General features: G+C 64.0%; 30 protein-coding genes and 1 tRNA gene. 15 read left to right on the top strand and 16 right to left on the bottom strand.

The features are described from left to right. Positions 1-21: 21 nt before the first annotated feature. From QA635_RS10885 to QA635_RS10855, 7 genes are all read right to left on the bottom strand, one after another. Complete coding sequence (locus QA635_RS10885; protein ID WP_283068822.1) at positions 22-807, bottom strand: ABC transporter ATP-binding protein; 786 nt, start codon at positions 805-807, stop codon at positions 22-24. 61 nt (positions 808-868) lie between these two features. Continuing rightward, positions 869-2,197, bottom strand: coding sequence for an ABC transporter substrate-binding protein (locus tag QA635_RS10880; protein WP_283068820.1), 1,329 nt, complete (start codon positions 2,195-2,197; stop codon positions 869-871). A gap of 2 nt (positions 2,198-2,199) precedes the next feature. Continuing rightward, complete coding sequence (locus QA635_RS10875; RefSeq protein ID WP_283068819.1) at positions 2,200-3,267, bottom strand: branched-chain amino acid ABC transporter permease; 1,068 nt, start codon at positions 3,265-3,267, stop codon at positions 2,200-2,202. 3 nt (positions 3,268-3,270) lie between these two features. Beyond that, positions 3,271-4,161 carry a branched-chain amino acid ABC transporter permease gene (locus tag QA635_RS10870; RefSeq protein ID WP_283068818.1) on the bottom strand — a complete coding sequence of 297 codons (891 nt, stop codon included), beginning with the start codon at positions 4,159-4,161 and terminating at the stop codon, positions 3,271-3,273. Further along, positions 4,161-5,078, bottom strand: coding sequence for an ABC transporter ATP-binding protein (locus QA635_RS10865; RefSeq protein WP_283071588.1), 918 nt, complete (start codon positions 5,076-5,078; stop codon positions 4,161-4,163). Before QA635_RS10865 ends, QA635_RS10870 begins: the two co-directional genes overlap by 1 nt. Positions 5,079-5,100: 22 nt before the next feature. Continuing rightward, positions 5,101-6,201 carry a dimethylsulfone monooxygenase SfnG gene (gene sfnG / locus QA635_RS10860; RefSeq protein WP_283068817.1) on the bottom strand — a complete coding sequence of 367 codons (1,101 nt, stop codon included), beginning with the start codon at positions 6,199-6,201 and terminating at the stop codon, positions 5,101-5,103. A gap of 331 nt (positions 6,202-6,532) precedes the next feature. Continuing rightward, entirely contained in the window at positions 6,533-6,760 is a 228-nt protein-coding gene (locus QA635_RS10855; RefSeq protein WP_283068816.1) for a hypothetical protein, read from the bottom strand. Positions 6,761-7,851: 1,091 nt separating this feature from the next. Here QA635_RS10855 and QA635_RS10850 point away from each other — a divergent pair. After that, the gene (locus tag QA635_RS10850; RefSeq protein ID WP_283068814.1) at positions 7,852-9,108 is read left to right on the top strand and encodes a site-specific integrase; all 1,257 of its coding nucleotides are present in this window, start codon (positions 7,852-7,854) and stop codon (positions 9,106-9,108) included. A 298-nt stretch (positions 9,109-9,406) separates the two neighbouring features. On the opposite strand, the gene QA635_RS10845 is transcribed toward QA635_RS10850, so the two are convergent. Continuing rightward, a tRNA-Pro gene (locus QA635_RS10845) sits at positions 9,407-9,483 on the bottom strand. Between the two features lie 105 nt (positions 9,484-9,588). On the opposite strand from QA635_RS10845, the gene QA635_RS10840 reads away from it, so the two are divergent. The 4 genes from QA635_RS10840 (at position 9,589) to QA635_RS10825 (ending at position 13,175) form a co-directional block, all read left to right on the top strand. Then, positions 9,589-10,548, top strand: coding sequence for an L-threonylcarbamoyladenylate synthase (locus QA635_RS10840; RefSeq protein WP_283068812.1), 960 nt, complete (start codon positions 9,589-9,591; stop codon positions 10,546-10,548). A gap of 134 nt (positions 10,549-10,682) precedes the next feature. Further along, a complete protein-coding gene (locus QA635_RS10835; protein ID WP_283068811.1) occupies positions 10,683-12,110 on the top strand; it encodes an FAD-binding oxidoreductase in 1,428 nt (475 codons plus the stop codon). A 14-nt stretch (positions 12,111-12,124) separates the two neighbouring features. Next, positions 12,125-12,574, top strand: a complete 450-nt coding sequence (locus QA635_RS10830; protein ID WP_225160039.1) for a GNAT family acetyltransferase — start codon at positions 12,125-12,127, stop codon at positions 12,572-12,574. A gap of 19 nt (positions 12,575-12,593) precedes the next feature. Beyond that, positions 12,594-13,175, top strand: coding sequence for an NUDIX hydrolase (locus QA635_RS10825; RefSeq protein WP_092087295.1), 582 nt, complete (start codon positions 12,594-12,596; stop codon positions 13,173-13,175). A gap of 204 nt (positions 13,176-13,379) precedes the next feature. On the opposite strand, the gene QA635_RS10820 is transcribed toward QA635_RS10825, so the two are convergent. Continuing rightward, complete coding sequence (locus QA635_RS10820) at positions 13,380-13,820, bottom strand: hypothetical protein (protein ID WP_225160036.1); 441 nt, start codon at positions 13,818-13,820, stop codon at positions 13,380-13,382. A gap of 273 nt (positions 13,821-14,093) precedes the next feature. On the opposite strand from QA635_RS10820, the gene QA635_RS10815 reads away from it, so the two are divergent. Further along, entirely contained in the window at positions 14,094-14,348 is a 255-nt protein-coding gene (locus tag QA635_RS10815) for a hypothetical protein (protein ID WP_225160034.1), read from the top strand. An 88-nt stretch (positions 14,349-14,436) separates the two neighbouring features. Here the strand turns inward: QA635_RS10815 and QA635_RS10810 are convergent, their stop codons facing one another. Further along, the gene (locus tag QA635_RS10810; protein ID WP_283068807.1) at positions 14,437-14,910 is read right to left on the bottom strand and encodes a hypothetical protein; all 474 of its coding nucleotides are present in this window, start codon (positions 14,908-14,910) and stop codon (positions 14,437-14,439) included. Between the two features lie 127 nt (positions 14,911-15,037). On the opposite strand from QA635_RS10810, the gene QA635_RS10805 reads away from it, so the two are divergent. Both QA635_RS10805 and QA635_RS10800 read left to right on the top strand, forming a co-directional pair. Next, on the top strand, positions 15,038-15,805 hold the full coding sequence (locus QA635_RS10805; protein WP_225648960.1) for an SDR family NAD(P)-dependent oxidoreductase: 768 nt from the start codon (positions 15,038-15,040) through the stop codon (positions 15,803-15,805). A 169-nt stretch (positions 15,806-15,974) separates the two neighbouring features. After that, positions 15,975-16,235, top strand: coding sequence for a helix-turn-helix domain-containing protein (locus tag QA635_RS10800; RefSeq protein WP_016840962.1), 261 nt, complete (start codon positions 15,975-15,977; stop codon positions 16,233-16,235). A 112-nt stretch (positions 16,236-16,347) separates the two neighbouring features. Here QA635_RS10800 and QA635_RS10795 read toward each other — a convergent pair whose 3' ends face one another. Then, a complete protein-coding gene (locus QA635_RS10795) occupies positions 16,348-17,343 on the bottom strand; it encodes a hypothetical protein (RefSeq protein WP_283068802.1) in 996 nt (331 codons plus the stop codon). Between the two features lie 130 nt (positions 17,344-17,473). Here QA635_RS10795 and QA635_RS10790 point away from each other — a divergent pair, with 130 nt between their 5' ends. Further along, positions 17,474-18,001: a collagen-like domain-containing protein gene (locus QA635_RS10790; protein WP_057019139.1), complete on the top strand. Its 528-nt coding sequence runs from the start codon at positions 17,474-17,476 to the stop codon at positions 17,999-18,001. 55 nt (positions 18,002-18,056) lie between these two features. On the opposite strand, the gene QA635_RS10785 is transcribed toward QA635_RS10790, so the two are convergent. Continuing rightward, positions 18,057-18,281, bottom strand: coding sequence for a hypothetical protein (locus QA635_RS10785; protein WP_092087309.1), 225 nt, complete (start codon positions 18,279-18,281; stop codon positions 18,057-18,059). A gap of 85 nt (positions 18,282-18,366) precedes the next feature. Next, positions 18,367-18,633, bottom strand: coding sequence for a DUF2277 domain-containing protein (locus QA635_RS10780; protein WP_057019313.1), 267 nt, complete (start codon positions 18,631-18,633; stop codon positions 18,367-18,369). A 119-nt stretch (positions 18,634-18,752) separates the two neighbouring features. On the opposite strand from QA635_RS10780, the gene QA635_RS10775 reads away from it, so the two are divergent. Continuing rightward, positions 18,753-18,998, top strand: coding sequence for a DUF2188 domain-containing protein (locus QA635_RS10775; RefSeq protein ID WP_283068801.1), 246 nt, complete (start codon positions 18,753-18,755; stop codon positions 18,996-18,998). Between the two features lie 15 nt (positions 18,999-19,013). Here the strand turns inward: QA635_RS10775 and QA635_RS10770 are convergent, their stop codons facing one another. Continuing rightward, positions 19,014-19,703, bottom strand: coding sequence for an ArsR/SmtB family transcription factor (locus tag QA635_RS10770; RefSeq protein WP_283068800.1), 690 nt, complete (start codon positions 19,701-19,703; stop codon positions 19,014-19,016). A gap of 139 nt (positions 19,704-19,842) precedes the next feature. On the opposite strand from QA635_RS10770, the gene QA635_RS10765 reads away from it, so the two are divergent. The 5 genes from QA635_RS10765 (at position 19,843) to QA635_RS10745 (ending at position 22,888) form a co-directional block, all read left to right on the top strand. Then, a complete protein-coding gene (locus QA635_RS10765; protein WP_283068799.1) occupies positions 19,843-20,244 on the top strand; it encodes a nuclear transport factor 2 family protein in 402 nt (133 codons plus the stop codon). Positions 20,245-20,355: 111 nt separating this feature from the next. Continuing rightward, positions 20,356-21,417, top strand: coding sequence for an alpha/beta fold hydrolase (locus QA635_RS10760; protein ID WP_283071586.1), 1,062 nt, complete (start codon positions 20,356-20,358; stop codon positions 21,415-21,417). 17 nt (positions 21,418-21,434) lie between these two features. Continuing rightward, entirely contained in the window at positions 21,435-21,782 is a 348-nt protein-coding gene (locus QA635_RS10755) for an MmcQ/YjbR family DNA-binding protein (protein WP_283068798.1), read from the top strand. Positions 21,783-21,936: 154 nt separating this feature from the next. Continuing rightward, positions 21,937-22,290 (top strand): hypothetical protein, encoded by a 354-nt coding sequence (locus QA635_RS10750; protein WP_225160027.1) that lies wholly within the window; start codon positions 21,937-21,939, stop codon positions 22,288-22,290. 187 nt (positions 22,291-22,477) lie between these two features. Further along, a complete protein-coding gene (locus QA635_RS10745; protein WP_283068797.1) occupies positions 22,478-22,888 on the top strand; it encodes a hypothetical protein in 411 nt (136 codons plus the stop codon). Between the two features lie 95 nt (positions 22,889-22,983). Here the strand turns inward: QA635_RS10745 and bfr are convergent, their stop codons facing one another. Beyond that, positions 22,984-23,472: a bacterioferritin gene (gene bfr, locus QA635_RS10740; RefSeq protein WP_026193251.1), complete on the bottom strand. Its 489-nt coding sequence runs from the start codon at positions 23,470-23,472 to the stop codon at positions 22,984-22,986. 190 nt (positions 23,473-23,662) lie between these two features. Then, positions 23,663-23,935, bottom strand: coding sequence for a (2Fe-2S)-binding protein (locus QA635_RS10735; RefSeq protein WP_016843730.1), 273 nt, complete (start codon positions 23,933-23,935; stop codon positions 23,663-23,665). Between the last annotated feature and the right edge of the window lie 46 nt (positions 23,936-23,981).

Below are 23,981 nucleotides of genomic sequence, written 5' to 3'. Positions count from 1 at the left end.
ATTCTCCTGTCCGGGTTGATGTCAAGCGACAACGTGGGTCGGCTGCCGGCTCGGATCGGCTTGTGACGATCCGCCGAGATAGAGCGTCTTGATGTCGCCGCGCCGCCGCAGCTCGCCGGCGGCACCCGCGAGCACGCTGCGGCCGTTCTCGAGCACGACAGCGTGGTCGGCGAAGCGCAGCGCCACCGTCGAGTTCTGCTCCGCGACCAGGATCGACAGACCCTGCTCGGCATTGAGCTGTTTGAGCGCGCGAAAAATCCCCTCCACGACGAGCGGCGCCAGCCCCATCGACGGCTCATCGAGCACCAGCAGCCGCGGCCGCGACATCAGGGCGCGGCCGATCGCTGTCATCTGCTGCTCGCCGCCGGAGGTCAGCCCGGCCAGCGAACGGCGCCGCTCCTTCAGCCGCGGAAACAGCGTGTAGACGCGGTCGAGATCATCTGCGGTCTCGGCGCGGGTCGCATCGCGCCCGATCGCGCCGGTGAAGAGGTTCTCCTCGACCGTCAGCGACGCAAAACAGTGCCGCCCTTCGAGCACCGGCACGATGCCGACCCGCACTAGCGCGGCGGCCGATATGCCGGCAAGATCGTGGCCGTCGAACAGGATGCGGCCCGCAGTGATCTGGCCGCGGCGGGCGGGCAGCAGCGCCGACACTGCCTGCAGGGTGGACGATTTGCCGGCGCCGTTGGCGCCGAGCACGGCGACAATTTCGCCCGGCCGCACCACGAGCGACACGTCGCTGACGGCGCGGATGGCGTGATTGTAGGTCGCGGCCAGGCCGTCGACTGAGAGCAGGACTTCACTCATGGTTCGATCCGTCGAGTTACCGGCTGCGGGAGGCATAAGGCTCCCGCAGCGGCGCGATCAATTACTGGCTGACCGGATCGTCGCCGGAAGTGCGGGGCTTGATGCCGTGCTCCTGGGCATAGGCGGCCGCGGACTTCTCGATGATCGGCCGCAGGGACGCCCAGTCCGGCGCGATCCAGTCCGACACCACCTTCCACTTCGCGCCATCCCACTGCTGGAAGGTGACGCGGCCGTCGCCCTCGTGATTGTCCCAAGTGACATTGATCGAATGGAACAGCCCCTTGGCGCCGAGCGCCTCGACCCGCGCCGGATTCAGCTGCAGATGCTCAAAGCCCCAGCGCACCTCGTCGCCGGTCAGCGTGCGCTTGCCGAACTTCGCCTGCGCGATCCTGATCGCCTCGACGTTGAGGATGCCGTTCACGATGCCGAGGTTGTGGTACACGCTGCCGATCCGCTTCTTGTCGTCGAGATTGCCCTTGCCTGCGCCATAGACGGTCTTGATCACCTCTTGCAGCACCGGATATTCGGCACCGGAGGCTTGCGTGGTGATCGCGATATAGCCTTTGGCGGCGTCGCCCGCTGGGATCACGTCTTCCTCGGAATTGGACCAGACATTGCCGATGATGTGGTCGGCCGGGAAGCCGACCTTCTGCGCGGTCTTCAGCGCCACCGGATTCATCACGCCCCAGCCGCGCAGCACCACATAGTCGGGCTTGGCGCGCCGGATCGAGAGCCACTGCGACTGCTGCTCGTTGCCGGGATGCGGCACCTCGATCTGCTCGACGCTGAAATGATACTTGTCCGCGAGGAGCTTGTAGATCGGGATCGTCTCCTTGCCGTAGGGCGAGCCATGATAGAGCACGACGATTTTCTTGTCCTTGAGCCTATCGACGCCGCCTTCGCGGCTCGCGATGTAGTTCACGATACCAGAGGTCTCGCTGTAAGGATTGAGCAGCAGCGGGAAGACGTAGGGAAAGACGCGACCGTCGGTCGAATCGGTGCGGCCATGGTTGACGGTGATCAGCGGCACCTTGTCCTTGGTGATGCGGTCGATCATGGCGTAGGCGATGCCGACCGACAGCGGATTCCAGGATGCGACGCCGGGCCGGTTCTTCAACCGCTCATAGACCTCGACGCCGCGCTCGACCTCGTACTGGGTCTCGCCCTCGTCCCAGGTCAGTTTTACACCGTTGACGCCGCCGTCGCGGATATTGATTAGGTTCAGATAGTCGATGAAGCCGCCGAAGAAGCCGGTGCCGCCGGCGGCATAGGGGCCAACCCGATAGCTTTGCAGCGGAAAGAACTGCTCGTCAGCGTGGACCGCCGGTGCTCCGGCAAATGCAAGGACACCCACTACCCCCAGCGCGAATTTCAAGTGTAGAAACCTCATCGTCAGCTCCTTGATGTGTCAGTTGCAGGAAACGTCTTGCGGAAGCCGCTCCACGCGGCCGACGCCGCGCGAAACCGGTCCCACAGCGCGATCAATCCGCGCGGCTCCGCGATCAAAAAGGCGATGATCAGCGCACCGACCACGATGCGCTGGCTCATCTCCAGCACGCCGGAGTCGAACACGCCACCGAGCAGCGCCGCGCCGAGCCGCGACAGGATCAGCGGAAACACCACGATGAAGGCCGCGCCGAGGAACGCGCCGCGCAGCGATGCCAATCCACCGATGATGATGATGAAGAGGATCTGGAACGAGCGATCGAGATTGAAGCCGGCCGGCTCGACCGTGCGCAGGTAGGCAAAGGCCCACAGCACCCCAGCGACCCCGATCAGGAACGAGGAGACGCCGAACGCCAGCAGCTTGGTCCGTAGCAGCGGCACACCGACCACCTTTGCCGCGATCTCGTGATCGCGGACCGCGATGAAGTTGCGGCCGGTCTGCGATTGCAGCAGCAGCAAGGTCAAGATCGTCGCCACCGTCACGACGGCCAGCGAGAACAGGTAGCGGCCCGCCGCGCTGGTGAAGGAATAGCCGGCGATGGTCAGCGCCGGCGCGTCGATCACGCCGGACGGATTGTCGTTGGAGAACCAGCCGAACTTGGTCAGCGCCCATTGTACGAAGAACTGCGCCGCGAGCGTCGAGACCGCGAGATAGAACCCGCGCAACCGCAGGCTCGGCAGCCCGAACACGATGCCGATCGCGGCCGCGACGAGGCCGGCCAACACCAGATCGAGCAGCAGCGGCAGCTCGGGCACACGGAGATGCAGATTGTAGGCGGCATAGGCGCCGACCGCGAGGAACGCGGCCGAGCCGAGCGACACCTGCCCAGCATAGCCGGTGAGGACGTTGAGCCCGACCGCGGCGAGCCCCAGCGCGAGGAACGGCGTCAGAACCGCGTCCATCAAATAATCCGAACCGGCGAGCGGGATAACGCCGAACGCAATCACTGCGCCGATGCCGATCAGAATGCGGTCGATGGGGCGGGTCTGGCGCAGGTTCGAGGTTGCGTCCATGTGCTAGACCCTCTCGACCAGCTTCTGCCCGAACAGTCCCGAGGGCCGCACCAATAGGAATGCCAGCGCGACGACATAGGCCGCCCAAGCCTCGATGCCGCCGCCGATCAACGGGCCGACATAGACCTCGGCGAGCTTCTCGATCGCGCCGATCAGGAGGCCCCCGACGATGGCGCCGGCGATCGAATCGAAGCCGCCGAGCACGAGCACCGGCAGCGCCTTGAGCACCACCAGCGACAGCGAGAACTGCACGCCGAGCCGCGCGCCCCACAGCAATCCGGCGACCATCGCAACGATGCCGGCGACCGTCCACACGATGGCCCACACCCGCGGCAGGCGAAGGCCGACCGCAAGTGCTGCAAACGGATCGTCGGCGACGGCGCGGAACGACAGCCCTGTCCGCGTGGTGCGGAAGAACAGCGCGAACAGCGCTACCAGGCTGCCCGCCACCGCCGCCGCGAACAGGTCGAACCGGCTGATGAAGACGCCGGCGATATCGAGCGGCACGTCGCTGATGCCGATGTCGAGGCCGTGGACCTGGGTGCCCCACAACAGCTGCGCCGCGCCTTCGATCACATAGGACAGCCCCAGCGTCGCCATGAACAAGGTGATCGGCGGCTGGTTGACCAGCGGCCGCAACACCGTGCGCTCGACCGCGACACCGAGCGCGACCATGATCGCGAGTGTCGCCAGCAGCGCGAGCGGAAGCGCGACGCCGCGCTCGACCAGACTGACGAAGGTCAGCGCCGCGAACAGCAGCATCGCGCCCTGCGCGAAGTTGAGCACGCCCGAAGTCTTGTAAATCACCACGAAGCCGATCGCGACCAGCGAATACATCACGCCCGATAGCAGACCGCCCACGAGCACTTCGATGAGGAATTGATAGTCAAACATCAAAGTGCGAGCTCCGTTTCGTCCGCATGCGCGACGCCGAGATAGGCATCGACGACCGCCTGGTCGGACCGCACCTGGTCCGGCGTGCCGTCGGCGATTTTGCGGCCATAGTCGAGCACCGCGATGCGATCGGACAGCCGCATCACCACACCGATGTCATGCTCGATTAGGACGATGGTGGCGCCATAGCTGTCGCGGGCGTTGCGGACATGCGCAGCCAATTCGTGCTTCTCGCCGAGCGTGACGCCCGCAAAGGGCTCGTCGAGCAGCAAAAGCGACGGCCGCGCCACCAGCGCGCGCGCCAACTCGACGCGCTTCTGCAAACCATAGGGCAAGGTTCCGGCGGCGCGGTCGCGCACCTCGCGAAGGTGCAGGAAGCCGATGACGTCTTCTGCGGCGGCGCGGTTCTCCGCTTCGATCCGCCGCGCCAGAGGCGAGCCGGCGATCTGGCGCAGAAAGCCGGCGCGGACCCGGTGCGCCAGTCCCATCAGGACGTTGTCGCGCACCGAGAGGCCCTTGAACACAGCGAGATTCTGGAACGTCCGCGCCACACCATGCTGCGCCAGCCGCGCCGTCGGTACATGGCCGAAGGAATGCTCGCCGAGCCAGACCCGGCCCCGGTCCGGCCGGTAGAGCCCGCTGATGACATTGAGCAGCGAGCTCTTGCCGGCACCGTTGGGGCCGATCACCGCGCGGATCTCGCCTTGTGCGACCTCGAGATCGATGTCGCGCAGTGCGGCGACGCCGCCGAACGAGAGCGAGATGTCAGCAAGCGCGAGCACCGGCTGGATCTCGCCACTGTCTCGTTTCACGAGCGCGCAGTCCGCGACGTCCGCGCGCGCGGACAAGGGCGCAGAGAGCGCCGGCTCGACAAGGGCGCCATCCAACGGAAGCACACCCGCGCTTGCTGCGATCATGGTCACGCCAATGTTTCCCGGATCACTCGGCGGCCTGGACGTGCCGCGACGCGTCCGCTTCCAGTGCACGCACCAGCGGAATGATGCGGCGGCCGAAATACTCGACCTCTTCCTGGAAATGGAGGAAGCCGAGCAGCACCAAGTCGACCCCGACCGCCTTGAGCGCGATGATGCGCTCGGCGATCTGCTCGGGCGTGCCTATCAGGTTGGTCTTGAAGCCGTCATTGTACTGGACGAGATCCTCGAAGCTCGATTTGGCCCAATTGCCCTGACCTTCCGGCGAGGCCTTGCCGGCGTTCTTGACCTCGTGACCAAAGGCATCGACGGCCTCCGGATCGGCCTTGGCGATGATTTCGTTGAGGACGCTGCGCGCCTCGGCCTCGCTATCGCGCGCGATCGCAAACGCATTGACGCCGATCCTGACCGAATGGTTGTTGGCCCTTGCCTTGGCCCTGATGTCGTCGACCTGCTTCTTGATCTCATCGACCGAGTTGCCGTTGGTGAAGTACCAGTCCGACACCCGCGCGGCCATGTCGCGCGCCGCGCGTGAGCTGCCGCCCTGGAAGATCTCGGGCAGCGGCTGGGCCGGCTTCGGCTTCAGCGTGTAGTCGCTGAAGCGATAGAAATCGCCGCGGAAGGTAAAGCTGTCTTGAGTCCAAATCCCGCGTAGCGACCGGATGAACTCTTCCGAGCGCCGGTAGCGTTCGTCGTGATCGAGCCAGGGTTCGCCGATCGCGGTGAACTCGCCACGGAACCAGCCAGAGACGATATTGACCGCAACGCGGCCCTCGGTGAGCTGGTTGATGGTGGCAATCTGCTTGGCGGCGACCGCCGGATTCCAAGGCCCGGGCAGCAGCGCCGCGATCACCTTCAGCTTCGTGGTCGCCGCGAGCAGCGCGTGGCTAAAGGCGACCGGCTCGTGCTGGAACTCGGCGCCATAGCCGGCCGTAAAGCGGATCTGGCTCAGGGCATAGTCGAACCCCGCCTGTTCCGCGATCTGCGCCAGCCGGCGATTGTAATTGATATCCCACCCGGTTCGCTGCTCGATCTTGCTGATCACGAGGCCGCCGGAAACGTTCGGCACCCAATAGGCGAATTTGATCTGATCATGGTTCGCGGTCATAGGAATGTCCTTCTGAAGTTTGGATTTGCAAGTGTGACGCAAGCAGCACGATGCATTCACGCTGCGGCTGGCGCGGGTTACGACACAGCTCGTTCAAGCCGTCACTGAGATCGGGATGGGAAACTTTGCGCGATCAGCCCTGATCCGCGCCGGCGCGCAATCGGTGCGTCAACAACACGGTGCGCGATAGGACATCAGCTGCGCAACGCAGGTTCGAGATCGGTCAAAGAGGCCCTTGAAAGTCATCCACGTTCCCCTCGCAAGCATCATCGGCGAGCAACCAATACTCTCAGAGAAAATTGGGACGAGCGAGTCCAAGCCAAACTCTTTTTCAGCGCGTCCGGGAAAGCGGTATTCTTTTGTTGACGCGAAACGCGACGATTGTTGCCATGCGGGCGAAAACTCGGTTGCGAAGACTCGCCTGCTGAAGATAATGGCAAGCGGCTTTGATAGCAAAATCGAGAGCCGTCCAACAAGTGTATCGCTGGACCTCCATTGCATCAGCAGTTGAATTTCCTGCCATCGGAATGACACGAGCGCGAAGACTGTGGTTATCCATTTGCCAAATCCAAGCAGCTCCTTGCGATGCGGTGTCGCTGGCTTAGTTTATCCAATAGGAGGTTGCGGCCGCGATCATTGCCCCCCTCTATTCAGAAACGAAGTGATCGGCGTTGTCGGGCAGCGAGGGTCTACTTCGCCGCTGAGTCTCCCTCATAAAGCGAGGCACGTTTGTTTTTCATTTGGAATGTTATCTCGCGGCGAGATCCTTCTCCGTCGAGGCTGGTTCGAAGAACGCCTTTGCCTTTAGATGATTTCGCAGAGCGACTGGCCTGTACGGGCCAAAGCTCGTAAAGTTGCGGACCGAGCTCATCGCAAGCCTTTGATAGACCGTCTCGTGAAGTTGCGCGGTTTCTGGCACGTCGCGGACCGCTTTCGACCAACGGAATGCGGTTCCGCCCATCCGACCATGCATTCGTCGCGCATCATTCCATCGGCCGGCGGATAGAGCCGTAACAGGTTCTTGTCGACGATCACGCGCCCTGCTTCGGGAATCTTCTCGGTGATGAATTCCACCATCCAGTCGAGTGTGATGTCAGACAGCCGAGACTCGTTCTCAGGATAGCTTCGGCTGTCACAGGTTGTTAAGATTGCAAAACCTGCGATAGGGCGGCGCCACCTCAAGCTCGAATAAGATCCTCCCGCCTATTGAGCTGCTCACCACTGTCCCCGGAGCAAAGGGCCGCCGCCACTCCACTGCGCTCTGCAAGCACAATTGTCCGATTCGCAGTCGTAAGCCGCCGATTACCCCATCCACGCATCAGTAGGACTGCTCGAAGAGTGGATTTCGTCTACACTTAGGGCCTCACGCTCCGATCCAAAGGCAGCGCGACCCCACGAGCAACGCGTTCAAGGAATGCCGAAGCGCAAGATCGACAAGCTCGCTCGCGCAAAAGCGCGGCCCGATCCTGCCCAATGGGGTGAGGATGAAGTAATGACCCTTGTCGAGGCCGCGGCAGTGTTCTTCCCACTCGGTCCGTTGACAATATCATCGTTGCGCAGAGCCGCGGCCACTGGGACTCTTGAAATCGCCAAAGTTGCGGGCAAGGATCTGACAACCCCTCGAGCGATCTGCAAATTGGTCAAGCCGTCATGCCGGGCCGCAAAGCCAAGCCGCCACGACTCTGGTTTAGAGAGGACGATGAAACCTGGATCATCCTCGATCGTGGCCGGCAAATCCGCACAGGCTGCAGCCGCGACGACATTGACGGAGCTGCGAAGGCGCTCGAGACCTATATCGGCGAGCGACATACCAGCACCATCGGGGCAACTGACCCGAACGTCCTCGCGATAGCCGACGTCCTCACTGCCTACGAAATTTCAAAGCGGCCCAAGGACACGGGCGATGAACGCGCGTGGGCACAACATGACCTGCTGCTCATTCGCTTGCTCGATCTTAACAATTTTTTTGGCGATAAAAACGTCAGTCAGCTTAAAGCTCAGCTTTGTCGCGACTTTGTCGATTGGTCCACCGGTACTGCGAACGACAATCATAGGAAGGCTGGCATCAAGCCACGCAACGGGGCAGTCTCTGATCAAACCGCACGACGCCGACTCGAAGATCTACGCGCTGCCGTGAACGCCTACCACGCCGAGCATACGCTCACCGTCGTTCCAAAGATCACTCTTCCTCCTAAAGCCGAAGGACGACACCGATGGCTAACGCGCAACGAGGCAGCGCGCCTACTCGGAGCAACAATCGGCTACGTGTGGGACACCGAGGAGGAAACGTGGAAGCGCAGCGAGGATGGCGAGCTCGTGCGACGGGAGCGGTGGATCATTCGTCGTCGCTATCCCGCGGCGCGCTTCTGCCTGATCGGTATTTACAGTGCTCGTCGCGAAGAGACCATCCGGCGCACCCAGTGGCTACCAACAACGACCCATCCATGGATGAACCTTGACGCGATGGTCTACCAGGGCAAAGGGGCGCTGGAGCAGTCGACCAAGAAACGGCGGCCGCCGGCAAAGATCGCTAGCCGCCTGCGTCCGCATCTGATTCGATGGCGCAGGATCGACCAAGCTCGATCTGCAGAACTCCGCGTCTCAGGGGTTATGAGAGACGGTGAACAAATCCGGTTCGTCGTGAACCGCATGCACGACGGCCAGCCGCTTGCTGGCAAGATCAGGTCAGCCTGGAATGGTATTCTGGAGGACGCCGGGCTGGGCGACGACGTCGTCCGGCATTCACTGCGCCATACAGCGGCGACATGGTTGATGCAGGCGGGCGTCGACATGTGGGAAGCCGCTGGCTGGCTCGGCATGACCGTTGAGCAATTAGAGGCCAACTATGGCCATCACCACCCGGACTTTCAGGAAGAGGCGGCGAAAGCTTTTGGGGCAAGGCGCTAAGCTGACCACTACTCTCCGCGAGCTATTCGTGCTTTGATATCCGCCAAATCAGCTCGTAGGTCCGAAGGGAGGACTTGTGGTGCTTGATGGTGTTCGATGTAGCATCCCGACAGGGGCTAGTTCCCTCGCGCTTCCCGACCGTCTTTTTTCCGATTTAGAACAGTACAAGGCCGCCGCGGACCGCTGTTCGACGTCCTTGACGGTTGCCTCGAGGGCGACAGACATGGCTGCCGAGACTCAAATCGTTGCGCATTTCGTTGCGCACGAAAAACACAGAACCTATAAGTGCTTGAAAGAATGGTCGGAGTGGCAGGATTCGAACCTGCGACCCCTGCGTCCCGAACGCAGTGCTCTACCGGGCTGAGCCACACTCCGACTGAGGGCCGGCTTATAGCGTCGGGTTTCGGGGACCGCAAGGGACCACGAGCCACCCAATTGAGGAATCTAGTCACAGTGGATACAGGTCTGAAAACGCACGTTTTGTCCGCAGGCGCCGCCGCCACGGCGACCGCCGCCGGGGTCCTGGCCGAGGGCGGCCTGGTGGCGTTTCCGACCGAGACGGTTTATGGCCTCGGCGCCGATGCCGGTAACGCCGCCGCGATCGCCCGGCTTTACGAGGCCAAGGGCCGGCCGGCCTTCAATCCCCTGATTGCCCATGTCGCCGATCTGGGCGCCGCCCGCCGGATTGCCCTGTTCAATGGGCAGGCCCTGCGATTGGCGGACGCGTTCTGGCCGGGTCCCCTGACCCTGGTGCTGCCGAAGGCGCTGTCCTGCCCGGTTGCGGAACTCGCGACCGCCGGGCTCGACACGGTCGCCATACGCATCCCGGCCCACAAGGTGGCGCGCGACATCATCAAGGCTTTCGGCGGTGCCGTGGTAGCGCCGTCGGCCAATCTCTCCGGCCATGTCTCGCCGACCACCGCCGAGCATGTGAACGGCGATCTCGCGGGCCGCATCGACCTGATCGTCGACGGCGGGCCGGTCGAGGTCGGCGTCGAATCCACCATCGTCGGCTGCTTCTCCGATCCGGTGCTGCTGCGACCCGGCGGGCTGACGCGCGCAGAGATCGAGCGCGTGCTTGGCCAGCCCTTGCAGTCGCCGCCGCAAGACGCGGAAAGCGACGCCCAGCCGGTTGCCCCCGGCATGCTCGCCTCGCACTACGCGCCGCGGACACCGGTCCGGCTCAATGCCAGCGACGTCCATGTCGGCGAAGCCCTGCTGTCGTTCGGGCCGGCCAAGGTCGCGCGGCGCGAATGCGCCTCCGTGGAGATGAACCTGTCCGAGCGCGGCGATCTTGCCGAGGCCGCCGCCAATCTGTTCGGCTACCTTCGCACCCTCGACAAGAGAAACGCGGATGCGATCGCGGTGACGCCGATTCCCGAGGAGGGATTGGGCGAAGCCATCAATGACCGGCTGCGCCGCGCAGCCGTTGGGCGGTAACAAGTATGACCCGGACCGGAACGGCCGCGTTGGCGCCAAGCGGGAACCGGTTTTCCCTCGCGACAAACGCGAAGCGTTTGCGCGAAGGGCATGCTTAGGCAAAGATCCCCGACTGAGTGAAAGACCAAGAAAAAATGAATATCGTCCAATCAGCGGTGCCGCCGCTTCCGCCCGAATTGCTCGAGAAATTCCGCGCCATCGTCGGCGCGAAATATGCGATGACCGACGCCGCCGACATCAAGCCTTATGTCACCGAGGAGCGTGACCTGTTCCACGGCCGCTCGCCGCTGGTGCTGCGCCCGGGCTCGACCGCCGAAGTCGCTGCGATCTGCAAGCTCGCGACCGAGCACAGGATCGCGCTGGTGCCGCAGGGCGGCAATACCGGCTTGGTCGGCGGCCAGACGCCGCACAATGGCGAGGTCGTGGTCTCGCTCCGGCGTCTCGACAAGATCCGCGACATCGATGTCGAATCCAACACCATGACCTGCGAGGCCGGCGTGGTGCTGCAGATCGCGCAGCAAAAGGCAGCCGAGGTCGACCGGCTGTTTCCGCTGTCGCTCGGCGCAGAAGGCAGCTGCACGATCGGCGGCAACCTCTCGACCAATGCCGGCGGCACCGGAGCCCTTGCCTATGGCGTGGCGCGCGAAATGGCGCTCGGGGTCGAAGTCGTGCTGGCTGACGGCCGGGTGCTGAACGCGCTGTCGAAGCTGAAAAAGGACAACACCGGCTACGATTTGCGCAATCTCTTCATCGGCGCCGAAGGCACGCTCGGCATCATCACCGCGGCGACGCTCAAGCTGTTTCCGCGGCCGCGTGCGGTCGAGACCGCCTATGTCGGCTTGGCTTCGCCGGCGGCCGCACTCAAGCTGCTGTCGATCTCGCGCGATCAAGCGGCCGGTGCGTTGACGAGCTTCGAGTTGCTCGCCGACGTCGCGGTCGACTTCTCGATCCGCCACGGCATCGATATCCGCGATCCGCTTGAGAGCAAGCACCCCTGGTACGTGCTGATGGAATTGTCGTCGTCGCGCGACGACGCACGCGACACGCTGGAGGCGATCCTGGCCCAGGGCATGGAGGACAGCATCGTCGATGACGCTGTCATCGCCGCCAATCTGAGCCAGCGCCAGGCGTTCTGGAAGCTGCGCGACGAGATGTCGGCGGCGCAAAAGCCGGAAGGCGGCTCGATCAAGCACGACATCTCGGTGCCGGTCGCCGCCGTGCCCGCCTTCATCGAGGAAGCCAATGCTGCCGTGGTGAAGCTGATCCCGGGTTCGCGGCCGGTGCCGTTCGGCCATCTCGGCGACGGCAACATCCACTACAATGTCAGCCAGCCGGTCGGCGCCAACGCGGCCGACTTCCTCGCGCGCTGGCACGACGTGAATGCCGTCGTGTTCGAGATCGTGCTGCGGATGGGCGGCTCGATCTCTGCCGAGCACGGCATCGGCGTGCTCAAGCGCGACGAACTGCCCGACGTAAAGGACAAGGTCGCGATCGAGCTGATGCGGCAGGTCAAGGCGATGCTCGATCCGCTCGGCATCATGAACCCGGGCAAGGTGCTGTGACCGAGCAGGCGACGATGCCCTCCTCCTCTGCCTCCCTCACCATTGCACCGATCACCGATAACGACATCGCCGATGTCGTCGCGCTGTGGCAGGGCTGCGGCCTGACGCGGCCGTGGAACGATCCCGCCGCCGACATCGCGCTGGCGCGGCGCGGACCGAACTCGGCCGTGCTGGTCGGCCGCGACGCCAACGCGATCGTCGCGACCGCGATGGTCGGCCACGACGGCCATCGCGGCTGGGTCTATTACGTCGCGGTCGATCCCAACCGCCAGGGCAAGGGACTTGGCCGCACCATCATGGCGGCGGCCGAGGACTGGCTGCGCGCCGCCGGCGTGCCGAAGCTGCAACTGCTGGTGCGGCGGGAGAACGCCAAGGCCGGCGCGTTCTACCAATCGCTCGGCTATGACGAATCGACCTCGGTGATGCTGGCCAAATGGCTCGACGGTCGCGAAGCGACGCCGTGAGAGGGTTGAGGATCAACGCATGAGCATCGCCGACCGCGTCCGCGTCAAGGACGTCGAGTTGCTCTCGAAGCGCCGCTACGAGCTGAAGAGCGCAACGTTCGACTACCGGCGCGCCAACGGCGAATGGCAGACTCAGGTGCGCGAGGTCTACGACCGCGGCAACGGTGCGGCGCTGTTGCCCTACAACCTGACGACCCGCAGCGTCGTGCTGGTGCGCCAGTTCCGCTACCCCGCTTTCGCCAACGGCTATGACGATCTCCTGATCGAGGTTGCCGCCGGCATGCTCGACGATGCCGAGCCGGAAGCACGCATCCGCGCCGAAGCGGAGGAAGAGATCGGCTACCGGCTCGCGCATGTGCGCAAGGTGTTCGAGGCTTTCACGTCTCCGGGCGCCGTGACCGAGAAGCTGCATTGCTTCGTCGCCGAATACGATGCCGCGATGCGCATCGGTGACGGCGGCGGGCTCGCCGACGAGGGCGAGGACATCGAGGTGCTCGAGCTCTCGATCGACGACGCGCTCGCCATGATCAGCGACGGCCGCATCGTCGACGCCAAGACCATCATGCTGCTGCAATACGCCGCGCTACATCTGTTCAGGTGAACGCGGCTTTGCCCTGGCCAGTGCCGGCACGGCCTTGCGGCTTCGCGCACTCAACGCTTTAGACTAGCTGTCCCCGTCATCCTGAGGTGCGAGCCTCTTCGGCGAGCCTCGAAGGATGAATCGGCCACCAGCCGGGCCGTGCATCCTTCGAGACGCGCGAAGACGCGCTCCTCAGGATGACGGGGATAAACCGAACGAAATGCTCTACCGCATCGTGATCGCAAGCCCGCTCAGATCGGCATTGGCCATCAGACCGACCTGGTGGCCGGTCAGTTCGAGCACCGCGCCCTTCTGGTTGGTGAGCACGATCGCGCGCGCGCCGCGGCCGACGGCCAGCCCCGCGCCGGCCGCACCGTAGACGCCGGCAACGTCGGACGGACGGTTGATGTTGCTGACCCGGCCGCGCAGCACGGTCTTGGAGCCGCCGAACACCAGGCCGTAGTCGAGGCCGCCGGTGGAGAGCCGGTAGGAGCGGCCGCGGAAGGTCAACACGCCGCTGCCGCCGGAGCCGCCGATGATCCATCCGGCCTTGTAGATCGTGAGAGTCACGAAGCCGCTGTCGGCGCGGGCCGCGGAAGAGAACGCAAGGCCGGTGAACGCCAGCAGCGCGACAAGCGCAGCACGCAGGGTGGATGAAGATTTCATGTGCGGTCTCCCCAGGATTTACTCTCGTCGATTTGCTCTCGTCGATTTGCTCGCGTCGTGACACGGCTGCGAATCGCGATGCTCCGACTGTAGCAAGCGCGTAAACAGGCGCAATTTGGCACAGCGATGGCCGATTTGTTGACGGGTGCTTTCGCACGACCGGTGTTGAACCTGTTCCCGGGGTTGCAATACTCACTGCATGTCCGGGGCGATCGGCCCCTGAGCTCCAGGATTGCCCCGTGGAGCATTCATTTTTCAAACCGGAGATTTCCCATGCGTCGTCTTGCGATTGCCTGTGCCGCCATTGCCGCCACCGTGTCCGTGCTTGCTGCGGCAAGCCCGGCAAGCGCCACGCCCTATCATCTGATCCGCTGGCAGGACACCGGCTTCTGCCAGATCTGGGACCAGAGCATCCCGACCACGCCGTGGCCGGCGAACTTCTCCATCGTCAGCGAGGAGCTGCCGACCTTCGACGCTGCGTTCAGCTACAAGACCGGCCTCCTGAACAACGGCACCTGCGCGTTCTGAGCGAACGCCATTCGATCACGCACAGGGCGGACACGCGGCAACAGCGCGGCGTCCGTCCTTGTGCTGTCAGATATGACGCGATCCAGCGTCAGTGATGCTTGATCAGGGCGTCGCGCGCGGCGGCGAGTTCGAGGAATGCCGCGCCGTTGCCGCCGCCGTCGGGATGCACCGTCTTGGCCGCGCGCTTGAAAGCTTGCTGGACTTCGGTCGCAGCGAGGCGGCGGCCCAACGGCAGGCCGAGCAATTGCCGGTACTGCTCCTCCTGCGTCAGCACCTTCGGCGTCAGGCCGCGCCGGCCGAACCGCGGCGCCGACAGCATGTGCAGTGCGTCGCCGACGATGCCAAGACGGCGCAGCGCCATCGCTTTGGTGCGGCGGTCGGCCGATTTCATCGCCGCCTGGCGCAGGATCGGCAGCACCTGTGCGGCCGCATGCCGCAGCGTCTCGTCGATGTCGGTCGCGGCGATCTCCGCGACCATTTTGGCCATCTCGCGGTAGTTGGGATCCGGCGCCGCGCAAAAGCGCTCGATCGCAACTTTCCAGTGTCTGATATTCGGGTCCATGTCCGCGGTCCGTAACTGTCATCCGAATCCGGATAACAGCAACGCGCAAACGCGGCTTGGCGTTTCGGTTGGCGCGGTTTTGAATAGTGTTGTCGACAACGCTCACAAATCAGAACGAGGAAACGCCATGGCCCTTCTCGACAATCACATCGCCGTCATCACCGGTGCGGGCTCGGGCATCGGGCGCGCCATCGCACTGGGCTACGGCCGCGAGGGCGCGCGCGTGGTGCTGCTCGACATGAACGGCGATGCGGCGGCGGAAGCGGCCAGGGAGATCCGCAATGCCGGCGGCAAGGCGGAGAGCTTTGCGCTCGACGTGACCAATCGCGACGCCTGCGTCGCGATGGCAAAGCAAGTGGCCGACAAGGTCGGGCCGGTCTCGATCCTGGTCAACAATGCCGGCATCGCGCGCCGCAACGGCATGCTCGGCACCGACGAGGCCGTGATCAAGGATTGGGAAGACATCATCTCGATCAATCTCACCGGCGTGTTCAACGTGACGCATTCGTTCCTCGCGCCACTGCGCAAGAACAAGGGGCGCATCGTCAACATCGGCTCGATCCAGTCCTTCGTGCATCTGCGCACGCCGAGTTCGCCAGCCTATACTGCCTCCAAGCACGGCGTGCTCGGCTTCACAAAGGCGTTGGCCGCCGAGCTCGGCAAGGATGGTGTGCGCGTCAATGCAATCGGGCCGGGCTTCATCGAGACGCCGTTGAACGAGAAGGTGCGCGCCACCAATCCCGACCTCGTCAAGGTCTTCATGGACCACACCCCGCTCGGCCGCGCCGGCAAGCCGGAGGACATCGTCGGCCCCGCCATCTTCCTCGCCTCGGACCTGTCGGCCTATGTCTCGGGATCGATCGTGATGGTCGATGGCGGCTACCGCACATTGTGACGGATGGAACCGCAATCGTGGCGATTTCTGGGTATTTTGCTTACAGAGCAGGGAGTTAGGGGCGCGTTAAGGGCTTGTTAACCAAACCGGCACACCGTGGATCTACGGGGTAGTTGGTTCTCGATGTCTTCGCTTCACCGACGAAGCGGGCGTTGATCGGGAGGAGTTCATGTCTTACGCGTCCACCGTACCGTCGCCGGAAGCGCTGCTGCCGTCGCTGGCTCCAAATGAAATCGTCCCACTGCTGATCGGCGCGACCGTCGATGAAGTCGAGCGCGAGCTCGTGCTGCAAACGCTCGCGCGCTGCGACGGCAATCGCACCCGCGCCGCGCGTGTGCTCGGGCTGTCGGTCCGGACGTTGCGGAACAAGATCCGCGAATATTCGGCCGACGGCATCGACGTGCCGCTGAGCGAGCACGCCGCAGCCTAGAGCAAGATCCGGGAGCGCGCGAAGCGGCTTTCCGGGAAGATCGTGCTTGGACAACGAGCTAAGCGTGATGACGATTCAACCGGATCTCATCACGCTTTGCGGCACGTCGACGCTAGATCGGCAGGTCGATCGAAAGCCGCCGCCAGCGCGACAATAGCTCGCTGCCGTCGGCATCGAGGCAGCGAGCGAGACGCACCTCGGTCGTCGCGGCCTGTTGCAGCGTCTGCGCGACCAGCGCCGTCGCATAGTCCCAATAGTCGCGCCGTCCCTTCGGATCGTCGTCGACCAGCGATTTTGCGAGGATCTCGACATAGATCGCAGCGACGGCTCTTTGCCAGAGCTCACCCGCGCGCTCGCCCTCCGCCGAGGACGCGCCGGTCCGCGACTGCCAGGCCAACCAATAATTTTCCTCCGCGCCGCCCCAAGCGGATGGCAATAGCGATGGATCGAGGCATGGCGAGCGACACTCAAGCGGCTGCATGCCGCGCGCGTCGCAGAAGAAGCAATAGCCAAGCTTGTCGTACCAGTTGACGCGCAGCAATCTGCGAATCTCGGTCTGTTGATCCGCTGCGAGCCGCCTCATGCCCGTCCGTTCGAGATCGCCGATGATCGCCGCCAAGCGATCGCGATCATACGGCTCGACCTCGAGCACCACGCCGATATTGCGCGGAAACAAGGCGTCGAGCATCTCGATCATCTCGCGATAGAACCGGCCCGCCAGGCCGCCGCCGCGCCACGCCTTCGCGACGCCGACATAGTTGCAGTAGATCAGCTCGCTTGCGTGATCGTAGGTGAAGAAGCCGAGGCCGATCGCGCGCCCTTCCGCGCGCAGGATGAAGCAGCGCGAGTCGAGGCAATATGACAGCTTCTGATCACCGACGCTGAACTCTCGTCGCTCGCCGACATCATCTGACAGCACCCAGCGCACAATGTCGTCGGGGGCGTCGCGCTCGTTGGGAGGAAACAGCTCGGCATACAGATCGAGGACGCCAGTGTTGCGAAACGCCGCTTCGTCGCGCAGATCGTGCCGCGTCACCACGATGTCGAACGTCAGCGCCCCTGTTGCGTCGCCTGCAACTGCCCCGCGCCTGTCGTTCAGAATCCGCAACGCGTCCTCCCGTCACGATCTTCGCATCGAATTATGACTGTTGATCGCTTGCATCAGCCGCGTCGGGCAGAATTGAAGCCGTCATCCAACCTCTGTTACAAGCGGCTTGAAATCGCGACGGAGCATATCAGTGGCTGACGAGACAATCTCCCGCCAGGGGTCACGAGGGGCGCAGGGGCCGCAGGGCCGTCAGGGCGAGCCGGGTCGGCCCGGTCCGCAAGGACATCCGGGGCGGCCGGGGCCGGAAGGTGCGCGCGGCAAGCCGGGTCCGCAGGGCAAGCCCGGACTGGTTGGGAAGGCGGGGCCCCAGGGCAAGCCGGGAGCGCAAGGCAAGGCGGGCGTGCAGGGTCCGCGCGGCGAAGCTGGCCCACAGGGACCGCAGGGACCGGCCGGCCCGCGCGGTGAAGCCGGCCCGCCCGGACAATTGCCGTCGATCGAACAGGTGATGCCGTGGCTGCACATGATCTTCGACGCCTGGGAAGACTACAAGCGCACCAAGGAGCGTGAAGCCGCCGAGTTCGCCGAGCGCGATGCCGCCGAGCGCGCAGCAGCGGAAGCGATCGCGCTTGACGTCGACGCCATCGACTTTGCGGAAGATGACGACGAGGACGACGATCACAAGAAAAAGAAGAAGCACCGCAAGAAGGACAAGAAGTAATCCTTCCTGTCCTCACGCGGCGACACGGCCAGCTCTGTCCGTGTCGCCCCGATGCCTACGGCTCCGCGCCCGGATTGGCCGGAGGATCGGAGGGGCGAGCGAGGTGCATGAGCTGGAAGACCCAGCGCATGGCGTAATACCAGGCAACGCCCGCGAGCGCCCCGCAGGCCGACAGGATGATGACGTTGGCAAGGTCGATCGTCCCGCTCGACCACAGCATGCCGCAGGTCCAGAGCACGGCGAACGCAATCGAACAGGACGTGAGCAGGGCAGGCTTCATGGCGTTGCTCCGGGATCGGGTGAACTGCACCGATGCCCGGACGCGTGGCGCCGTACCGTGATCTGCATCACGGTGCGCCCCGCCCTCAGCCAAACCGCAGGCGCGAACGCTCCCTCGCCTTCTCCGCCTCCACCTCGCGATCGCGCGCCGGTGCCGTGGTCTGCAACGAGATCAGGAGCCTGCGCGCGGCATTCGAGACCTCGGTCACGGCCAGGTTGAAGGCGGCCTCATTGGACTGCGACGGCTTGTTGAAGCCGGACAGTTTGCGCACGAACTGCAGCGCCGAGGCGTGGATCTCGTCCTCGGTGGCGGGCGGCTCGAAGTTGAACAGCGTCTTGATATTGCGGCACATGTCGGTCTCCCTCGCCCGCGGCAACGGGGCGGCTCTCTCAAGGACGATCGGCTGCTGCAAAATACGACATCGTGGTCTATTCTGGCAGTGTCATCGTCCACGGTGGAGCGAGGTTCCGGATGAGCCACGTGATCTACAAGGTCGTCCAGCACGACGGCGGCTGGGCCTATACCGTCAACGGGGTGTTCTCGGAACCATTTCCTACCCACGCCGCGGCACTCGCCGCTGCCCGACGCGCCGCCAACGAGCAGCGTGTCCCCGGCCGCACCGAGGCGATCCAGTACGAGACGTCGGACGGCAAATGGTTGATCGAAACCGCATCCGGCAACGACCGCCCGGAGACCGAGGTCGAGGACGGCCGCTAGTTCACCTCGTCGCCTTCAGAACGGAACCTGGACGCCAAGCCGGTCGAAGAACGCCCGCCCCCGGTCGGTGATCCGCAATGCGCGCGGAATCCGATGCGGCGCAACGCCGCGCATCTCGACCAGCCGCGCCAGCACGGCATTGGCAAACGGACCGGCGAGATGCGGCACGCGCTCGGTCCAGTCGTTGCAGAGCCGCAGATGCGGCCGCCGCGCCGGATCGAAATCGATCGCCTCGGCCCGGCACCAGGCCAACCCCTGCTCGGTCACGCGACCATCGCGGCCGTCGATCACGACGAGGCGGCGGCGGATCAGCGCATTCGACAACAGCACGCCGAGCTGACCCGCAAGGTGGTGGTAGCAGGTGCGCGATTGCCGGAGCTGCTCGGCCGGCATCGCACGCCGTCGCCCCACGGTGGCCTTGGCCGCAAGATCGACGAGGTTCTCGATCAGCGCCGCGACGTCGTCGTCCCTGATCCGGTAATATCTGAACCTGCCCTGTGCCCACACCGACAGCACGCGGGCGTCGACCAGCTTCTGCAAATGCGCGCTGGCGCCTTGCGGCGAAATGCCGGCGACCGCAGCAAGCTCGCCCGCCGGCAACGCCTTGCCGTCGGCCAGCGCACTGACCATCGCCTCGCGGACCGGATCGCCCAAGGCCTCGGCGATCCGCGAAAATCCTGTCTGCAAAGCCTGGATTGATCCCACCGCATCGTCCTCCAGATCGCGCCGAAACGTCCTACCCGCATGCGCCGTGCCGCGCAGTTCATTTCAGATTTTCCTGAAACGTCGCGGCGGCCTGTTCCGTTCAAATGGGCGGCAGTCGATCAAACACAAGGGAACGATCATGACAGCCGGCAGCAACGACGCGGAACGCATCTACAGGCTCTGGGATGAGGCGCTCGGTAACAAGGACCTCGAGGCGGCGCTCGCGCTCTACGCAGCCGACGCCTCGATCGAGAGCCCGCTGGTCCAGCATTTGATGCAGACCAACGACGGGATCGTCCGCGGCCGCGACGCGCTGCGCGAGTTCATCACGCGCGTGTTCCGCACCAGCCCGCCGCAACGGCGGCGCTTCAAGCAGGGTTTCTTCAGCGACGGCCGCGTCCTGACCTGGGAATATCCGCGGCAGTCTCCGGACGGCGATCAGATGGATCTGGTCGAGGTCATGGAGATCGATGACGGCCTGATCCAGCGTCACCGCGTCTATTGGGGATGGTATGCGCTGAACGTGCTGAAGCAGAGTTAGCCGAACACTTCTTCGCCAGCCGTGCCGACGTACTCTCGGACATCTCCTTCCTCCATGCTAGGCTTGCACCGAAGCGGCTGGACAAACGCGCCGCGCGTGGGAAGAAGCATGATGATCCGTTGGTGCGCGGCGCTCGTGGCCGCTCTCGTCTCGATCTCGGTACCGGCCATGGCTGCAGATTACCCCACGCCGCAGGACGGCGAGTGGATCGCAAAGGACTTCAGGTTTCACAGCGGCGAGGTGATGCCGGAATTGCGGCTGCACTACACCACGGTCGGCACACCGACCGGACAGCCGGTGCTGGTGCTGCACGGCTCCGGCGGCTCGGCCGCCAGCATGCTGACGCCGAGCTTTGCCGGCCAGTTGTTCGGCCCGGGCCAGCCGCTCGACGCGGCGAAATACTACATCATCATCCCTGACGGCATCGGGCACGGCAAATCGTCGAAGCCGTCGGACGCGATGCGGACGAGCTTTCCGAAATACGACTACAACGACATGGTCGACGCGCAGTATAGGCTGGTCACCGAAGGGCTCAGCATCAGGCATCTGCGGCTCGTGATCGGTAACTCGATGGGCGGCATGCACACCTGGATCTGGGGCGTGCGCTATCCGCGGATGATGGACGTGCTGGTGCCGATGGCCTCGCAGCCGACCGCTATGGCGGCACGCAACTGGATGCTGCGGCGGACGATGCTGGAAACGATCCGCAACGATCCCGACTACAATGGCGGCAACTACACCAGCCAGCCGCGGATGATGAAATACGCCGTCGCCGCCTATCGCTTCGCCAGTGCCGGCGGCACGCTCAATTACCAGACGCTGGCGCCGACCGCGGCGCAGGCCGACAAGCTGGTCGACGACCAGCTGGCGCTGCCGGTCACATCAGATGCCAACGACTACATCTATCAATGGGAGGCCTCGCACGACTACGATCCCTCCGCCGGAATGGAGAAGATCGAGGCCACCCTGCTTGCCATCAACGCCGCCGACGATGAACGTAATCCGCCGGAAACCGGCGTCACTGAAGCTGCAGTGAAGCGGATCAAGAACGGTAGGGTTGATCTGATCCCGGCAAGCAGCGAGACACGCGGCCATCTCACCACCGGCGACGCGCGGTTCTATGCCAGGCAATTGCAGGAGCTGTTGCAAACGGCGCCGCAACGCACGATGTAGCGATCGAGGTCAGGGCGATGTCCGCTGGTCGCTTCCGCCGCATTGCGCTGGGCCTGCCCGCGGTCGTTGAAGGCGCGCATCACGGCACAACCGATTTCCGCGTCGGCAAGCGCATCTTCGCAACCCTCGGCTATCCCGACCGGGATTGGGGCATGGTGAAGCTGACACCCGAGCAGCAGGCGATGGTGGTCGAGGCCGAGCCGGAGATCTTCCGGCCGGTGCCGGGCGGCTGGGGCAAGAGCGGCAGCACCAATGTCCGCCTCGCGAAAGCGGATCAGGTCACGCTGCGCAGCGCGCTGAAAATGGCGCGGGACAATATCGCGTTAAAACCCGCGAAGAAGGCGCGCGCGAAGCAGCCAACCTGAGCGCAACCATCCCGCACTGCATCACGCCTGACTGCGCGGTTTCGCTGATTCTTTGAGCATGCATCCCGCGCGCGGTTCGTGCCTAATCGCGCAAACACCGGATTCGCGCGGCTCTACGCGCGGGTCACGTAGAAGTTTTCACCGGAGGAAGGCAATGCGAAGGCTCACGCATGTCGCGGTGCTTGCGTGGCTCGCCATGATGGCGGGCGCTGCACTGGCGTTCGACAACGGCCAGTACGACAACGTGCCCCCCGATATCCGCGCCTGGTTCAAGAGCGTGATTGCGCCAAATGGCGTGCCGTGCTGCGACATCTCCGACGGCCATCGCACGAGCTACGATGTTCGGGGCGGCGCCTATTGGGTGCCGATTGAGGGCGAGTGGATGATGGTGCCGGAGCGCGCCGTGATCCGCGATCGCGGCAACCCGGTCGGCGAGGCCGTGGTGTGGTACGTGCACCACCGCGGCAGCATCATCATCAGCTGCTTCGTTCCGGCGGATGCGGTCTGAACGGCGCTCGCCGCCTGCGCGGGAAGCCTGCGCGCGAGGTCGCGTCAATTTGAAACAGTTACTCCCTGTTAACCTTACTTTTTAACCAATAATTAAGGATGAGTTTGCGGGCGCCGTGAGGCGCGGCCTAGCGTCTGTAGAAATGCTCCGTAACCGCGAGTTGGTGCGTGCCATGGCTCTTCGAAGAATGGCGTATCGAACAACTGGGGCGCTGATGGCGTCCCTTGGCTTTGCAGCGCTGCTGCTTGCTTCCCCGACCGAAACTTATGCGAGATCCGGATCCGCAGCGCGCGGCACGTTCTCCTCGCACCATCCAGCCTTCCGCCATCATGTGAGGGTCCCCGGCATCGTGTTGCCGGACGCGAGCGGTTATTATGATGGCGCGGCGAGCGTTCCCTTCGCTGCCGAGGTCCCGGCGCCAGTCTCGAGCGACGTCCGTTACACCTACACCCAGGACGTGCCGTGGGATTGGGCGCATCGCTATCCGCCGGCCGTGGTGCCGTCAGATCGTCCCTATGTGTCGAGCTGCCCCACCGAGAGCGTCACGGTGCCCGGCCGCGGCGGCGACCGCACCGTCAACATCACGCGGTGCTACTGACGAATAGCTCGATCCCGTTCACAAAAACAAAGAGGCCGCCCGCAAGGACGGCCTCTCGTATTTTGGCAGACGCTCGGCGCGCGGCTGACAGCCGGTCAGGAATCCTCGCCCTTCAGATGACCGACGTGCTTCTGGGTGTAGAGCTCAAGGCCGATGCGCTTGATCAGGTCGAGCTGGGTCTCGAGGAAGTCGATGTGGTCTTCCTCGTCCTTCATCAGCTGCTCGAACAGGTCGCGGCTGACATAGTCCTTGACGCCATGGCAGTAGGTCGCCGCCTCCTGGTAGAGCGTGCGCGCGCCGATCTCGGCGGCGAGGTCACACTCGATGATCTCCTTGACGTCCTGGCCGATCTTCAGGGGATCGAGCACCTGCAGATTCGGGAAGCCGTCGAGGAACAGGATGCGATCGACGAATTTGTCGGCGTGCTCCATCTCCTCGATGGACTCCTTGCGCCAGACCTTGGCCATCTCCAGGAGGCCCCAATTGTTGAGCATCCGGTAGTGCAGCCAGTACTGATTGATGGCGGTCAGTTCGCTGCGCAGCCCCTTGTTCAGATAATCGATGACCTTCGGGTCGCCTTGCATGATCCACTCCACCTGTCGCGGCCAACGTTGGCCGGCGCTAAACTTAGAACGTTTCTAAATCAGATTGCCGGCAAGAGCAACCCTTCGCAGAAGCAGCGCGTGGATAACCGGGTTCGAAGGATTTGGCGCAGCGTCTTGCAGCGAACCGGAAGCCCGTTCGCCGTCAGGAAGCGCGTCGAAACGAGAAGTGTTAGCAGGCCGCGAGCGCGAATTCGGCCGGCTCGGCGTCCTCGTTGGCGGCGTGCGGATGGCCGCTGTGGGGGCAGCCGGAGCAGCAGGCCTTGGCGCAGGGACCGAGCGCCTCGTCGATGATCGCCTTGATGGTTCGCGCGCAGCGGCCGCATTCGGCACTGCAGCCGAGGCAGCCATACACCTGCTTGGCATTTCGTGTCACGGACCCACCGCCATTGACGGCATTGCGGACATCGTGGTCGCTGAGGACGTTACAGGAACAGACAATCATCGGAGAAAGGCGGGGTCCAACGGTGATGCTTCCCAATATGGATATT

This window comes from Bradyrhizobium brasilense (assembly GCF_029714345.1).
Taxonomy (GTDB): Bacteria; Pseudomonadota; Alphaproteobacteria; order Rhizobiales; family Xanthobacteraceae; genus Bradyrhizobium; species Bradyrhizobium australafricanum.
Note: the sequence above shows the minus strand (reverse complement) of the source record. Positions and strands in the feature narration are given on the sequence as shown.